Below are 14,645 nucleotides of genomic sequence, written 5' to 3' on the forward strand. Positions count from 1 at the left end.
GTAAGTGAAGCCACCGATACTCGTCCGGCGAGGGTCCCACCTAGCACCAAACAGCCGTCCGAACCCGCACTCACTCGGCGTCGCGAATCTCGACCGTGCCGACCGTGTCGACGTCGACGACGAGGTCTCCGTAGTCGAATTCGAGCGTGCCACGGGAGAGTGCTGGCGACATCGGCGAGTCCTCGCCGAACAGCACGTTCAGCGCGTCGATATCGACGTACTCGCTGAGTGGGGGGAGTTCCGTCGGGTCACAATCTCTGTGCTCCGCCGCAGCGAACAGTATCGCCTCGGAAATCGTCTCAGACCGGTCGCAGTCGTACCAAACCCGAGTCTGCTCTGTCTCGTCTCGTCGGTGAGTGGTGAGTGTGCTGATAGTGTATCCCCCCAGACTGTATAGAGTACAGTACTGCCACTACCTGTTATATTTCTTGCGTACCAGCAGTATACGCCGACAGAATGTTCGATGTGAGATATCAATGAGACTACATAATCTCGACAGTGCAAACGGAACGGGACTGCACCACGGCAAAAACAGTACCCTGACCCCCCTCGTGTGGTGCGCCAATAGTCAAGTCAGGTCAATAGTCGAGGGGCTAGCCGAAGTAAGTCAATAGTCGACGCAGGTCGCCGGGTTACTCGTCGCCCCACTCGACGCGGTCGTACGAGTCGTCGAGCGCCTGTGCGTCCTCGGGGAGCAACGCGACCACGAGGAACTGCGGAAATGCCTCGAAGTGGTCGACCAGGGCGGCGATTCGGTCCGAGTCGATGGCCTCCACCGAATCGAGAAGCATGAACGGAACGTCCTCGTGGACGTCGTGGACGAGGTAGCCCGCGAGGGCGAACACGAGGCCGATGACCTCCCGTTCGCTCTCGCTGAGGTGGTCGATGGTGTCTTCGTACACCGCGCCGCTGTCGGCCGTTCTGACGATGTGCAGTTCGAACTGCGTTTGCATCACCTTCTGCCGTCCCTCGCGAACGCGGCGCTCGACGCGCTCTAACCACACGCGCTCGATGTTCTCGTATTCGAGGAGGTCGAGAACCGTCTCCATCTCCTCGTTGAACGCCTCGACGGCCGACGAGGTGAGCGATTGGATTCGCGTGCGGGCCGCTTCGAGGTCGGCCGTCAGTTGCTCGCGTTGGGCTTCGAGTTCCTCACGGCGGTCGAACTGTTCGTCGAGAGCGTCGAGTTCGTCGTTGACGTCGGCCAGTTCGTCGCGGGTGCGGTCGAGCGAGAATTCGACCTCGTTGCGGTCCTTGTGGAGTTCGATGAGCGTCTCGTTCGCTTGCCCCCGCTTGTCTTCGGCCTCGCGTTCCAACTGCTCGACGCGGGCGGCGAGTTCGTCGCGCTCCTCGGTCAGCGAGTCGATTTGCTCCGTGCGGTTGTCGAGTTCGCCTTCCAATCGGTCGAGTTTTCGCCGGAGTGACTGCCGTTTGGACTGCGTCTCGTCGGCCGACCGGAGGTCGCGTTCGAGTTCGTCGAGTTCCCGTCGGAGTTCCGTGCGTCGCTCGCGTCGCTCGTCGCGAACGCCACGGAGTCGGGTCGTCGTCTCCTCGATTTGACTCTCTTCGACCTCCGTGCCACAGGTCCAGCAGGTAATCGTCTCCGAGGAGACGAGTTGGTCCGTCACCGACCCGCTGCTGGTCGATTCGACGAGCGTGTCCTCGATGAGGTCCGTCTTCCCGTCCAAGACGTCTTCGGTGTACTGGATAACCGTCTGGAGGTCCGCAATCGTGGTGTTGAGCGATTCGATTTCTCCTCGAATCTGCTCGACGCGGGCCGTCACTTCGTCGCGGTCGATGTCGGCGGCCTCGGCGGACTCCAGTTCGGATTCGAGTTCGGCGCGTTCGGTTCTGAGCGACTCGACGCTCTCGCGTTGGCTCTGTAGTCTGAACCGAACCGTCTCCAACTCCGACCGCGCATCCTGCAGTTCGCGCAGCGTCTCGTCCAGTTCGTCGCGCTGTGCGTGCTGAGTCTCGACAGTCTGGTCTTCGGCGTCGATTCGTTCTGCGAGGCGGTCTCGTTCAGATTCGAGTTCGGAAATTTCGGCTTCCAGTTCGGAGCGCCGCGATTCGAGTCGTCGCTGCTCCGATTCGAGCGATTCTAACTTGGAAAGCTCCTGTTCTGTCTGCTTTCGCTCGCGCTGTAGCGTTCGAATTTCGGCATTGATGGCCTCCGTATCGACCGGGGCCATGATGACGTCGTGGAGGTCACGGCTCGTGACGACCGACTGCCGCGCCTCGTTCGACCCGAGAAGGAACGCGAACAACTCCGCGGTCGATGCGTCCTGCAAGTAGGGGGTGCCGTCGAATACGACGCGGCCGTTTTTCCGAGAGAGATGACGCGTGTACGTCCGACCGTCCAGTTCGAGTTCGACCAGTCCCTCGTCTGCGTCGCTCTTGAGACTCACCGCGTCGCTGCCGCAGACGCCCATGAGTCCCCGCAGGAACGAGGTTCGGTTCGTTGCATTCCGACCGGTAAGCACCGTCACACCCGGAGAGAGTGTCACGTCTCGCGTGTCGATGCCACCGATATGCTGTAGTCTGACAGTTGCGTCCGTGGGTGCCTCTGAGTTCGTCATAGTGTGTCTGAGAGAGTGTGCTGTGCCTCGCCGCCGCTACTCATCTGCTGTGTGCTCACAGCGACAGTGCCCGGTGGTGAGTAGCTCTGTCGGCGTCAGGCGCGTTTCGCAGTCTGTACACGTGATTCGGATATCGACGTCGACCTCGAACGGGCCGATGAACACCGCCCCCGAATCGACAAGTCGGTCGACCACGTCGGTCGTGACGACCCGAAGACGCGCCCGCAACTTTCGAATCGTATCCAGCCCGGATTTCGTCGCGGTTTCGTCGTCTTCCTCGGTCGATTCGCGTTCGACGTTTCTGTGTCGCTTGAGATAGTTGTAGACGGATTGGTAGGATATGATGTCCGCTTCCAACTGCTCGACGTCGACACCGTTCTCCCGGAGGGAGTTCCGCGCCGCGGTCCGACTGCCGGCGCTCACGTCGTCGTCGGTCAAGAGTCGATAGAAGTTGTCGACTTCACCGTCGAGGACGTGCGCGCCAGCCTCGTCGAGTGCTGCCCGGATGAGTCGCTTGTTGACGTCGGTTTCGAGTTCGCGGAGGCTCCGCTGCTCGCGTCCCTCGCCCAGCCAGGCAGCGACGAGTTCGTCGCCGAGTCCGGACAGCCCGTAGCGCTCGGCGACGCGCTCGATTTTTGGTCCGGTGCCTCCCCGACGGGAGACGGTGTCGCCTGAATTTGGCATTGCTGTCTGTACAGTCCACTCTCAGTGCCCCAGTTGTAAATATTACCTCATTACATCGACAGGAAGATGCAACGACAACCCCTAACGCGGTACGGTGATTACGAGGCTCAGAAACTAGATATTTTGATGGATTTGCGAACAACCATATTGAATAGGGATTCCTATTATATTTTTATCTCCTTGTCTTCACACGATCAGGGTGAAAATGGACTATTCAATATTTGAATCTCAATTCAGAGCTCGGAAAATACTTGCTGTCAAATTTGGTTGTGTTCTATATTTGAATTACTGCCCGTCGCGTCGAGTCCAGACGGCGAGAGCCGTCCCCAGCAGAAGCACACCGAGGGCTGGAAGCCACGGGCCGGGGAGTGACGTGGAAGTCTGTTCGGGCGTCGCTGACTCCGTGTTCGGAGTGAGGACGCCATCGTCAGTCGTCGTCTGCGGTGTTTGTGTCGACGTGGGTGCAGTCGTCGTGGTGGTTTCAGTCGTCGATGGAGACGATGTCGTGGGCGACGTAGTCGTGTTCGTCGGCGACTGAGTCGTCTCTGCGGGAGTCTGCGTCGTGGTGGTCGTGTCGGGTGTCGACGTCTCCGAGTCCGACCCACCACCACCGGGGGCAGATGTCTCCGAGTCCGACTCCTCGACAGTGAGTGACTGCGTGTTGCTTATGCCGACGAGTTCGTGTTTCCCTTCGACAGTCGTCTCGTTGCGGACGACTGCGTAGACATCGTAGGTCCCTGCCTCAAGGTCAGACGAGAGCGTCGCTTCGTACGAGAGTGAGTCAGTTTCGCTTGCGTCCACGCGAGACACGAGAGAGTCGTTCTGCGAGACGACGACTTCGACCGAGTGCGGGTCGGGTATCTCCGTGACTTTCGACAGCGACACGTCGACGGTCACGTCCTCGCCGACCGTAGTTTGCTCGGGCAGGTCGGCAGAGACACGGTACGCGGAGACGACGACTGGTTGGATTCGCTCGATGTTCCCATCGACGTAGAGAGCAGCGACGTAGGAACCGGGATTCCCGAAGTAGGTCGTATCGAAGGTTTCGGAGTCGTCCCCCTCTACGGCGGCCGTATCGACGATGTCGCGGTCGCCGTTGTAGATGTAGATATCGTATTCGGTGCCAGACGGTGCTTCGGTGTTGACGGTGAGCGTGTCGTTTTTCTCGACTTGACCGACCGACGAGACCTCGTATTCGTCGCCCTCTATCGTCACGGTTCGATTGGGCGTGTCGATATCGTTCGCCGTCGATATCGAGTAGTCAGCCGCGCCAAGTGCAGACGGCGCAACGCCGCCGCAGAGGAGGGCAACGACGAGGATACCGGAAACGAGAGACCGAAGAGACATACAAGCATATGCTCGATAAGCCGACAAATGCTTTGTCGTTCGGTCAGGGACTATCGAGAAACAGGTGACCGAAAAACTGACAGCAGAATTACCATTTCTGTTTTATCTTCGTACATTTCTCGGGTTTAGTTTCGCTAGACGAAAATACTATTATCTGAGACATGAAATGCGAACTTAATGCCCGACACAATTAGAGATATCGGCCGGATAGGCCTCCTGTTACTACTTGTAGTATCGGTATATACTGGGAGTGTCGCAGGATACGTGGGAGTCACCGGGGACGTGGCTGCCGGGGTCTCCGATAATCAGTTACTCGAAGCAAGTGACGACGTCAAGGTCTGGGAACGCGCAGGGCTGCCGTTCCGAGCAGACACGTCGAACGCTGCAACGACCGTCGACAACACGAACGTGTTCGTGAACGTCGCGGACCAAAGCACTGGCGACGTCTCTGCGAACAAAGACGAGTTGGCGGTGTACGACAGCGACGACACGGTCACACTCGAATTTGAGGAGACCACTGGTGCTGGTGTCTCGAACTTCGCAACTGAGGACGTCCAACTGCTCGTCGCCAAGCTCGACGCCGACCACTCGATTCTCGACGAGGACTACACGGGACTGACCGTGTCCGAGGCTATCGACCTCGTGACGGTCCCGAACGCGAACAACAACGCCACGTTCGAGATGATCGACGCCGGGTCGCTCGATGGCTCCGGTGAGACGTCGATCGACTACGACCTCTCTGCGTCGGGGACGAACAACGCAATGCAGCGCGGCTCCGGCCAGTACATGTTCTTCCTCGTTCAGAACAACACTAGTGCCAGCAACGACGCGAACGACGGCTTCGAAGTCGATTCCAACGGCCAGCTCTCGGTAACTGGTCAGACGCAGGTTATCGGGATGGACGCAGTCGCCGTGCAGTCGACGTCTGCGACGGCGTCCGCGAACGATGCCGAACAGGGCGAGACGGTCACTATCGACGTCGATGCGTCCGGCCTCTCGGACAGCACGCCGAACCACACGCTCGTGGTGTACCACGAAGAGACGTTCGAGAACGCCCGAACCGAAATCAACTCGCCGAACATCTCCCGCGACCTCGAAGCCGACGACATCGAAATCGAACACGAGATTTCGAAGCTCAACGGCCCGGTCGAGAACGCCCAAGAGGTCACGGTTGGCGGTGCGACCATCGGGGCAGGCTCCGATAGCGGTCCCGTCTCGGTGAGCACGGCAATCGACTACCTCGTCGACTCGGCTGGAACCGAGCGACCGCAGAACAGCCTGCTCCCGAACCCGACCGAACTCGACGGCGCGGTCTACACCTACGCGGGCCAGAGCCTAAACAGCGTCACGGTCGACACCCAGGACGACTGGGAGACCGGTGACTACCGCTACATCTACATCGCCGGTGGGTCGGACTCGACCGAACTCGCCACGGTGTCTGGAACGTTCGAACTCGAATCTGATTCGCCGACCGGTCCGCCAAGCGGTGGCGGCGGTGGTGGCGGCGGTGGTGGCGGTGACGACGACGATGACGACGATGACGACGATAGCGACACGACTCCGCCGGTCGACAGACCTGACGTGACGAAGGACGTCGACCCGAAGAACGGTTCCATCAAGGTCTCCATCAAGAACCCCGGCGTCAACAAGGAGTTCGAGATTGACCTCAGAACCGACGACGAAGAAGGGGACGAGGCCGAAGCCAACGACACTGGTGCGAAAGTCACCAAGCTCGGTCTCAACCTCTCGAAGAGCGCGGAGAATGTCAACGTGAGCGTCAAGAACCTGGACAAGCGCCCAGACAACATCCCGGAAGGCCCGAGTGACAAGACAGTCGGCTACGTGCAAGTCGACGTCGAGGGTGTCGACGATGACGACGACGTCAACAGTGCGCGCTTTACGTTCTCGGTCAGCCAAGAGCGCCTCGACGAAATCGAGGCAGCGCCCGAGGACATCGTCCTCTACCGTCACCACGACGGCGAGTGGCAGGAACTCGAAACGACGTACCTCGGTGACGGCGAGTTCGAAGCCGAGACGCCCGGCTTCTCCGTCTTCGCAATCGGCACGAAGAAACAGCAGGTGACGACTACGACGACCGAACCAGCCACGACCACGACTGCCGAACCGACGACGATGACCGACGAGCCGACGACCGACGAGCCGACAACTGACGAACCGACGACCACGTCCGGGACGGGCATCCCCGGCTTCGGTGCCACGGTCTCCGTGCTGGCACTCATCGCAGTTGCCCTCGTCGCACTCCGACGCGACTAACTCGGCCGAATCTCTCTTCTCTCGTCTCGTTTTCGAGCCGTAACCGACGACGAGTCGTAGGTGCGCAGTTCGACCACACCGAGTCGAAAACCCGGTACATTCTAATGCGCTGTTTTGCAACAAGGGAGATATGGGAGCGACCAAGCGACAGCGATTCGTGTTCGCCCAGATGGGGTGGATGCTGGGCGCGACGCTGCTGTTAGTCCTCGTGGAGTCGCTCACACTCGAACTGTTCTTCGTCGTCTCGCTCATCGGCTTTCTCGTCGTGACCGAACTGACCGCACCGTTCCGCGTGACGCCAGCGTGGCGGCGGCGACTGTTGTGGGTCATCGCGGCCGGGCTGGTCGGCTTTGGCTACATCGTGATTCGACGGATTCTCTCGATTCTGCCGCCGGGGGTCTTCTGAGAATGGCTCGACTCGACCGTCGGTTCCGGCTCGCTATCGCCGCGTTCGCACTCGTCGTCGTGGTCGTCGCAGGCGTCGGGCTGTCAACGTCGGCAGCGAGCTTCAGCACCTACAACAGCGGGTGGGACGGGAGCGCTGGCTTACACGACGTGGCGACCGACGCGGGTTCGGACATCGTCGTGGCGACGACTCCCGCCCGGTACAACACGACCGACGCGTCGACGGCGTTCGTCGTCGCCCCCGAAACGAGCTACTCGCAATCGGAGATTCGGACGATTCGGTCGTACGTGGCCGAGGGTGGGACACTGGTCGTCGCCGGCGACTTCTCGCGCCCGGCGAACGAGTTGCTTCGCGGGCTCGGAACCGAGTCTCGGCTCGACGGGCGACTGTTGCGCGACGAGCAGCACTACTACCGCTCGCCGAATCTCACCGTCGCCACCAACGTCCGCAACCAGTCGGTGACGACGAACGTGTCGCAACTCACGCTCAACTACGGGACCGCCATCGAATCCGGAAACGCCACGGTGCTCGCGTCGTCGTCGAACTTCTCGTATCTGGACACCAACGCCAACGGCGAGATAGATGCGTCAGAGTCACTGGGGAGTCGAGCGGTCGTCACCCGTGAGTCGGTCGGAAACGGCACCGTCGTCGTCGTGAGCGACCCGAGTCTCTTCATCAACGCGATGGTCGACCGCCCGGACAATCGCCAGTTCGTCCAGAATCTCGTCGCCGACGAAGAGCAAGTTCTCGTCGACGCCTCACAGCAGCAGACGGTGCCACCGCTGGCCGCAGCGCTCCTCGCTATCGAGGAGCGTCCGCTTCTCACCGGGTTCGTGGGCCTCCTTGGAGTCGGGGGACTCGGTCTCCTCCTTCGACACGGTGGCATCGAGTGGGTTCGAAAGCGCGTTCGTGAGGACGACCCGGACGACCGAATTCCGGTCGATGCACTCGCGCAGTCGGTCGCGGCGTCGAACCCCGAATGGGACGCGGATGACGTTCGTGAAGTGATAAAAGAAGTTATCAACACGGACAGATAACCCGCAGAAGATGGCTGCGCCCCAAGAGCTCTACGCTGCGATTCGAGACGAGGCGAGCTCGGTTCTCATCGGGAACGAAGACATCGTCGAGCGTCTCACCATCTCACTTTTGACCGACGGACACGTTCTTCTCGAAGGCATTCCCGGCGTCGCGAAGACCACTATCGCGAACCTCTTCGCGCGAGCGCTCGGTCTCGACTTCCAGCGCATTCAGATGACACCGGACCTCCTCCCGGCCGACGTGACGGGCACGAACGTCTATCGGGAGAACATCGGCGAGTTCCAGCTTCAGCGCGGCCCGATATTCGGAAACGTCATCGTCGCAGACGAGGTCAACCGGGCGACGCCGAAGACGCAGTCGGCGCTGCTCGAAGCGATGCAAGAACGGCAGGTCACTATCGAGGGCAAGACCCTCTCGCTTCCCGAGCCGTTTCTCGTGATTGCGACGCAGAACCCCATCGAGATGGACGGGACGTTCGGGCTTCCCGAGGCGCAGCGCGACCGCTTCCAGTTCAAGTTGACCGTCGACCTCCCGAACCGCGACGAGGAGGCGGCCATTCTCGACCGCTTTACGAACGACCCGTCGCTGACGAGTGCCAGCATCGACTCGGTGGTCGAAAGCGGCGACGTCGAGGAGGCCAAAGCCACCGTGACCGAGGTCCACATCGCGCAGCCAGTCCGGTCGTATCTGCTCGACATCATCGAGGCGACGCGCGAAAACGAGTACGTCGAACACGGTGCCTCGCCCCGTGCAGGCATCGCGACACTCCGCGCCGCACAGGCACACGCCTCCATCGACGGCCGCGAGTACGTCGTCCCCGACGACATCAAGCAACTCGCCGCAGACGCACTCTCGCACCGACTCGTCCTCAGTACGAACGCGGAGTTGAGTAACGTGACGCCGCGCGAGGTCATCGAGGAAGTCCTCGACTCGGTTGCTGCCCCCGACGCCGACGACGTGCTCGACACGCTCGACGCGCCCGAAGTCGAAGCCTAAGCCAGACTCGTTTTCCTAAGCCGGACTCGTTTTCCTCAGAACCGGAACGTCACGAGCGTCCCGCTGTCGTTCGTGAGCAGTTCGCCCACGCGAACCGGCGTTCCGAGTGTCGTAGCGAGGCCGACCGCGAGAACGGATATCGAAGGGTGGTCGAACTGGTCAGCTTCGCCGTATGCGGGGTCGGAGAGTCGCGCCGTTGCACGGCCGCCGTCGGCGTCGATGTCGAGGTCCACGTCGTCGACGAGTTCGAACTGTTCGACGAGGGCATCGCCGAGCGTCTCGAAGCGGGCTTCGGGGTCGGTGTCGTCGCCTGTCGCGGCCACCGAGAGTTCGTCGACGAGACGCTGTCCGGTCGGCGTGAGGGCGACACCACGCGACTGCGGGGTTCCGGCGTCGACGAAGAACTCCGACAGCGACTCACGTGACGGAACCTCGTAGTCGTGGAGTTGGGGGACGAACAGTTTGGCTTCGGGGCCGGTGTCGTCGCCAGTGGGCACGTACACCGACTCGTCGGCGAGGCCGAGTTCCTCGCGCAGGTGTGTTCCCGTCTCTCTGTGGGCGTGATACGCCGATTCGCCGACACTCACGGGGACGAGTCGGTCCGGCGTGAGGAAATACAGGAGGACGCCGCCGAAGATACCGATACTCCCGAGGACGACGAAGACGGTCCTGAGCGCCGGGAGCAGGGCGGCGGCGACGAGCGCCACGGCACCGATGGCACCGAGTGCGAGCGCGCTCGTTCGGTACTGGCTCTGTCGAGCCCGGAGATACTCACGGCGGAGTCGTCGGTTGTCGGCGCGGAGCGCCGCAATCTCCGCGTCGGTGTCTAACTGCGCGTCCTCAGTGTCCGGAGCGTGTGTCTCTTCCTGCATGGTTAGGAGTCTGGGAGGAGGTCGAGCGCGACGAGTTCGTATCGGTGGAGTCCGTACGCTGCGAGCCCGAGCCCGAGTGTCGTTCCGAAGGCGACGGCTTCGAAAGACGCCGACGCGAGCGCGACGACGACAACCGCGCTCACACCGGCCGTGAGCGCGAGATAGCCTGCGACGGTGCGTCCGTCGAAGGTCTCCTCACGAAGCGACGCCGCGCCGACGAGCGCTGCGAGGCCGAGCGCGACGCCCACTGCCTGAACGCTGCTTGCGTCGTTGCCCACGGCAGCCGCGGCGGCGACGAAGGCAGTGCCCAGCGCGTACGGGAGTGGAAGATACCACATGGCAGCGAGGATGCTCCCGACGAGCGGGATAGCGAGGAGGCCCACAGAGGACCACGTGGTGACGCCAACGAGAAGAGTGCCAGCGAGTGCGACGGCGACCCACGAACGCGACGGTGGGCGCGATGCTGGCCGACTGGCCGCGTCCGATTCGTCATGACTGGACACGTCCGACTCGTCATGACCAGCCGCGGTCGATTCGTCGCTCATCGGCTCCCTCCTGCCCGATTTCGAACGGGCTGTGAGCCGCGGAGGAGCGTCTCGCGTTTGTCTTTCGGGCTGAGTTCCATCGCCGAGACGTTGGTGAGGCGGTCGAGGCGCTTTCGGAACGACTCGAAGTCGAGGTAGGCGTCGTAGCTCTGTTCGGGCGTCGATTCGGGGTCGAAGAGCGTGGTCGGGGCGACGAACACGAGCAGTTGCACCCCGCGGTTACTGGCGAACTTCGCGGATTCGAGGAGTTCCTCTCGGTGGGTGTCGTCGGTGAAGAAGACGAGCCAGAGGTTCTCAGAGCGGTCGGTGATAACGCGTCGCGTCGCGGTGAAAAACGGGCTGGATTCGACCTTCTCGACGTACGGACGCATCGTCTGGAAGTACGGCCGGAGCGTCCGAGCGTAGGCAGACGAGTCGCCGTCGAGTGACGCCCGCAGGTCGTTGGCCCGTTCCGGCACGGACAGTCGGGAGTCGTCGCCGCCACTGCGGGTCGTCATCGCGGTGCCACCGACAGCAGAGAACAGCGAGCGAATCGTCGCGTACTGCACGTCTGCGGCCTGACTCGCGCGAACCGACTGCACGTCGTCTTCCGAGACGGTGTAGAGACCGAGTGGGTCGCTCATGGATGCCGCGCTGTTGGCGAACGCGAGCGCGACTTCGCGGACGAAGTCGATTTTCCTGCGTCCGGCGGGCCCGTCCCACATCGACGAGCGCTCGTCGACGATGAGTCCGACCTCGCGAGTCGTCTCCACGTCGTGTTCGCGGATGTGAGGTTTGTTGAGCCGGGCGGTCGCCTTCCAGTCGATACGGCTGATATCGTCGCCCGGCATGTACTCGCGGAGGTCGGCCGCGCCGACGCCCGGGCCGCGTTGGCCGGACTCGTGTTCGCCGAATCCGGCGGAGATTTCCATGCCGCCCTTGCCGACGAAGAGCTTGTCCGACGCCCGCGGTTCGACTCGGATGTCGAAGCCGCCGCCCTGCGTGAACGACTCCGCGAACAGGCCGAAGTCGTCTTCGACGCGAACGTCCGGCGCGTCGAACGAGAACTCCCCCGCGATGGGAGCGCGGAAGGTCCCGACGTGCGTGGTCGAATCGGAGTCGGGGGTGAGAGACACTGCGGGCCACTCGTCGGCGTCGTCGATACCGACCGGAGAGTCGGGCGTTATCGTCACCGAACACGGGGTCGAAAGCGACGCCGACGCGGTGAGTCTGACGGAGAACGGTTCTTCCGCACCGACCTGTGTTCGGAGCGGCGACAGCGTCACGTCGAGCGACGAGCGAACGTCGCGGACGCCGACGTAGAACCGATACTGGGCGGCGAGCAGCCACGTGGCGGCCGCCACTCCGCCGAGGAGGAAGACGGACGAGTCGATGGCGACGCCGAAGGTGGCGAGGAACCCTGCGAGGGCGGCCATCTCCCAGTATCGGCGTGTCGCCTGCATATCAGACGACGGGTGGTATGGCGACTTAAGTGGTGTGGAGTCGGGCGTTTTCTCGGACAGAAGCGGTTTTGTCCGTGGCCTCGAAACGCCGGCATGTGCGATTGAACTCGGCGGTTCGTGCGTGCCTGTTCGCGGTCCTCGTCGGTGGACTGGTCGCCGCACCAGTGGTGGGTGCTGTCGGCGCAGTCGGTCCGGCGACGCCCGCGGATGGTGCGCCGACTGTCGCGACAGAACCCCGCTCGCTCGTCGCCGGAAGCGAGTTGGCACAGGTCGAACCCGCCGAGTCGACGAACAATTCGACGGCGAACGCGTCAGCGACACCACCGCAACACGAGAAACCGGACCGCGTCGAGGGCGACCGCGACCTTCAGGCGCTGCAATCGTGGCTCCAAGGCCGGATGAACGAGTACGTCCTGGAGTGTACGGGTGAGTTGAACGCGACCCAAGAAGCGCTCTGTGCACAACGCAACGAGAGCTACCCGCAGTGGGTCTCACAGTACGTCACGCTGAGCGAGCAGACCGACACCGAGCGCGACGACCAGACGGCACAGGCGTACGACGAGGTTCGACAGACACAACAACGCTACTCGAACCAGACGCGTCAGTTCGAAGACCTGCGCGTCGCCTACGAGACGGCGCGAGAGAACGGAAACGAGACGCGGGCCCGCGAACTCGCGCGCCGACTTGCCGACCTCGCGGGGGAGTTGAACGGCACCTCGGCGACGCTGCAGACGACCGTTCGAGCAGTCGGGAATAACACCAGTACTGATGTTACACCAGTGGTCGAAGAGCTCGACCAACAGACAACGGCACAAGTCGCGGCGGCTGAAGAGATTCGAGAGCGAGAACTCACCGATACGCGACTTTCGGTCTCACTCAATCGGACGCGAATCGGGTTCGCCCGCCCGGTTCGGGTTCGTGGTGTGCTCCGAGACGAAACCGGGTCTGCGGTCGCAAACCAGTCGATTCGGGTTCGCGTCGGCGGGCAACTGTTCTCGGCCGAAACCGACGGGACAGGCCAGTTTTCGCTCGCGTATCGGCCGGTGCTGCTCTCCGCCGACGCGACGAACCTCTCGGTCGCGTACGTTCCGCAGGATAGCTCGGTGTACCTCGGGTCGGCCGATAGCCACGCCGTGACTGTCGAACAGGTGACTGCGACGACGACGGTCGAGGCCGACACGCAGACCGTCAGCTACGGCGAGTCGGTGTCTGTGACGACGACCGTCGCAGTCGACGGTGTCCCGGTTTCTGACGCTCCTCTCGACCTTCGGGCGACGGGGTTCGACCGCAATCGTTCGACGGTGGGAGATAGTTACGAGCTGGTCACGGGCGATGAGGGAGTCGCGTCGGTTTCGCTGGTGCTCGATTCGAACGCTTCGATTGGTGCCCAGACGCTCGCAGTCGGCGGGAGCAACGACACCGCGGTCGCGATTCCAGCGGCGACGACGACGGTGACTGTCGAGCCGACTGCGACCGACCTCGACGTGGCCGTCGAAGACAGAAACGAGAGCACGGTGGTCGTGGCCGGGACGCTTGCGACGAGTCGGGGGACGCCAATCCCGAACCGAACCGTGGCGTTCGTCGTCGGCAACGAAACCGTCGGCACGGCGACGACAAGCGAAAACGGCACGTTCGAGTCTGAGCTCCCGAGTTCGGCGTTCCCCGACACGGGTGAAGTCGCGCTCGGAGCGCAGTTCGAGTCCGACCGCGGGCTGCTCGAAGCGGCGAGTGCGACGACCGACATCGACTTCGGGAGCGAGTCGTCCGGCTTCCCGGTGCAGGCGGTGCTTCTGGTCGTCGGCCTCGGTGTCGTCGCGGGTGGCGTCGGCGTGGGGTGGTGGTGGCGTCGGGACACCGGGGGAGAAAGCGGCAGCGGCGTCGGAGGAGTCGGTGAGCGTGTCACAGCGCAGTCAGCCACACAGCAATCTGGCGAGTCGGCTGCGGTGAGCAGCGACGACTCGAACTCCGGACCGGAAGCCGAGGAGTCGATGAGTGAGGCCATCGAGGCGACCCTCGACGACGCGGCGAGTCGCATCGACGAAAACCCGGAGTCGGCGGTCGTCGTTGCGTACGAGGCGGTTCGGCAGTCGCTGCTGGCCGACTTCGGGTACGGGTCGGCACTCAACCACACGGAACTCGCCCGCCGGGTGCGTTCGGACGGCGAGACATCGCAGGCCGACGCGGTCGACGACCTCGTGGGAATCTACGAGCAGGTCGCGTTCGCGCCGTCTGGCGTGAGCAACGCCGAGGCCTCTCGGGCGCTGGACCTCGCGAGAGAGCTCGTCGAGTCGGCCTGAGTGGGTCGTTCGTATCGACCTGACCGGGTCGTTTGTATCGACCTGAGCGGGTCGTTCGTATCGACCTGACCGGGTCGTTCGTATCGTCCTACTCGGGCCTCCGAAACGTCCTACCCGGGTCGCCCAAGTCGTTCTCCCCGACCGACTCACTTTAGTACGCCCTCG

Annotated in this window: 12 protein-coding genes; 5 read left to right on the plus strand and 7 right to left on the minus strand. The window is 62.6% G+C overall.

Annotation, left to right across the window (positions count from 1 at the left end; translation table 11 throughout):
• Positions 1 to 70: 70 nt before the first annotated feature.
• The 4 genes from ddfA to KU306_RS02205 all read right to left on the minus strand — a co-directional run bounded on the left by ddfA (position 71) and on the right by KU306_RS02205 (position 4,610).
• Positions 71 to 388, minus strand: coding sequence for a DdfA family disk-determining factor (gene ddfA / locus KU306_RS02190; RefSeq protein WP_309138753.1), 318 nt, complete (start codon positions 386 to 388; stop codon positions 71 to 73).
• A 244-nt stretch (positions 389 to 632) separates the two neighbouring features.
• The gene (locus tag KU306_RS02195) at positions 633 to 2,579 is read right to left on the minus strand and encodes an archaea-specific SMC-related protein (RefSeq protein ID WP_258302733.1); all 1,947 of its coding nucleotides are present in this window, start codon (positions 2,577 to 2,579) and stop codon (positions 633 to 635) included.
• Between the two features lie 36 nt (positions 2,580 to 2,615).
• Positions 2,616 to 3,263, minus strand: coding sequence for a rod-determining factor RdfA (gene rdfA / locus KU306_RS02200; protein WP_007542451.1), 648 nt, complete (start codon positions 3,261 to 3,263; stop codon positions 2,616 to 2,618).
• A gap of 285 nt (positions 3,264 to 3,548) precedes the next feature.
• A complete protein-coding gene (locus KU306_RS02205; protein WP_258302734.1) occupies positions 3,549 to 4,610 on the minus strand; it encodes a DUF4832 domain-containing protein in 1,062 nt (353 codons plus the stop codon).
• A gap of 282 nt (positions 4,611 to 4,892) precedes the next feature.
• On the opposite strand from KU306_RS02205, the gene KU306_RS02210 reads away from it, so the two are divergent.
• From KU306_RS02210 to KU306_RS02225, 4 genes are all read left to right on the plus strand, one after another.
• A complete protein-coding gene (locus KU306_RS02210) occupies positions 4,893 to 6,884 on the plus strand; it encodes a PGF-pre-PGF domain-containing protein (protein ID WP_258302735.1) in 1,992 nt (663 codons plus the stop codon).
• Between the two features lie 130 nt (positions 6,885 to 7,014).
• Positions 7,015 to 7,290, plus strand: a complete 276-nt coding sequence (locus KU306_RS02215; RefSeq protein WP_007542448.1) for a DUF8044 family membrane protein — start codon at positions 7,015 to 7,017, stop codon at positions 7,288 to 7,290.
• A gap of 2 nt (positions 7,291 to 7,292) precedes the next feature.
• On the plus strand, positions 7,293 to 8,327 hold the full coding sequence (locus KU306_RS02220) for a DUF4350 domain-containing protein (protein WP_258302736.1): 1,035 nt from the start codon (positions 7,293 to 7,295) through the stop codon (positions 8,325 to 8,327).
• 10 nt (positions 8,328 to 8,337) lie between these two features.
• Positions 8,338 to 9,324 carry an AAA family ATPase gene (locus KU306_RS02225; protein WP_258302737.1) on the plus strand — a complete coding sequence of 329 codons (987 nt, stop codon included), beginning with the start codon at positions 8,338 to 8,340 and terminating at the stop codon, positions 9,322 to 9,324.
• Positions 9,325 to 9,359: 35 nt separating this feature from the next.
• On the opposite strand, the gene KU306_RS02230 is transcribed toward KU306_RS02225, so the two are convergent.
• From KU306_RS02230 to KU306_RS02240, 3 genes are read right to left on the minus strand one after another with little or no spacing between them, the layout of a single operon-like run.
• A complete protein-coding gene (locus KU306_RS02230; protein ID WP_007542444.1) occupies positions 9,360 to 10,196 on the minus strand; it encodes a DUF7982 domain-containing protein in 837 nt (278 codons plus the stop codon).
• A 2-nt stretch (positions 10,197 to 10,198) separates the two neighbouring features.
• A complete protein-coding gene (locus KU306_RS02235) occupies positions 10,199 to 10,741 on the minus strand; it encodes a DUF8163 family membrane protein (RefSeq protein ID WP_258302738.1) in 543 nt (180 codons plus the stop codon).
• Positions 10,738 to 12,183 (minus strand): DUF58 domain-containing protein, encoded by a 1,446-nt coding sequence (locus KU306_RS02240; protein WP_258302739.1) that lies wholly within the window; start codon positions 12,181 to 12,183, stop codon positions 10,738 to 10,740. The genes KU306_RS02235 and KU306_RS02240 overlap by 4 nt, the downstream gene beginning before the upstream one ends.
• A gap of 95 nt (positions 12,184 to 12,278) precedes the next feature.
• Between KU306_RS02240 and KU306_RS02245 the strand changes: the two genes are divergently transcribed.
• Complete coding sequence (locus KU306_RS02245; protein ID WP_258302740.1) at positions 12,279 to 14,480, plus strand: hypothetical protein; 2,202 nt, start codon at positions 12,279 to 12,281, stop codon at positions 14,478 to 14,480.
• The last annotated feature ends 165 nt before the right edge of the window (positions 14,481 to 14,645 follow it).

Origin of the sequence: Haloferax larsenii (assembly GCF_024730625.1) — an archaeon.
GTDB classification, from domain to species: domain Archaea; phylum Halobacteriota; class Halobacteria; order Halobacteriales; family Haloferacaceae; genus Haloferax; species Haloferax larsenii.

Excerpts from the sequence above, each read along its gene's own strand:
- KU306_RS02195 (WP_258302733.1), bottom strand. The coding sequence starts at position 2,579 with ATGACGAACTCAGAGGCACCCACGGACGCAACTGTCAGACTACAGCAT.
- rdfA (WP_007542451.1), bottom strand. The coding sequence starts at position 3,263 with ATGCCAAATTCAGGCGACACCGTCTCCCGTCGGGGAGGCACCGGACCA.
- KU306_RS02205 (WP_258302734.1), bottom strand. The coding sequence starts at position 4,610 with ATGTCTCTTCGGTCTCTCGTTTCCGGTATCCTCGTCGTTGCCCTCCTC.
- KU306_RS02215 (WP_007542448.1), top strand. The coding sequence starts at position 7,015 with ATGGGAGCGACCAAGCGACAGCGATTCGTGTTCGCCCAGATGGGGTGG.
- KU306_RS02220 (WP_258302736.1), top strand. The coding sequence starts at position 7,293 with ATGGCTCGACTCGACCGTCGGTTCCGGCTCGCTATCGCCGCGTTCGCA.
- KU306_RS02225 (WP_258302737.1), top strand. The coding sequence starts at position 8,338 with ATGGCTGCGCCCCAAGAGCTCTACGCTGCGATTCGAGACGAGGCGAGC.
- KU306_RS02230 (WP_007542444.1), bottom strand. The coding sequence starts at position 10,196 with ATGCAGGAAGAGACACACGCTCCGGACACTGAGGACGCGCAGTTAGAC.
- KU306_RS02235 (WP_258302738.1), bottom strand. The coding sequence starts at position 10,741 with ATGAGCGACGAATCGACCGCGGCTGGTCATGACGAGTCGGACGTGTCC.
- KU306_RS02240 (WP_258302739.1), bottom strand. The coding sequence starts at position 12,183 with ATGCAGGCGACACGCCGATACTGGGAGATGGCCGCCCTCGCAGGGTTC.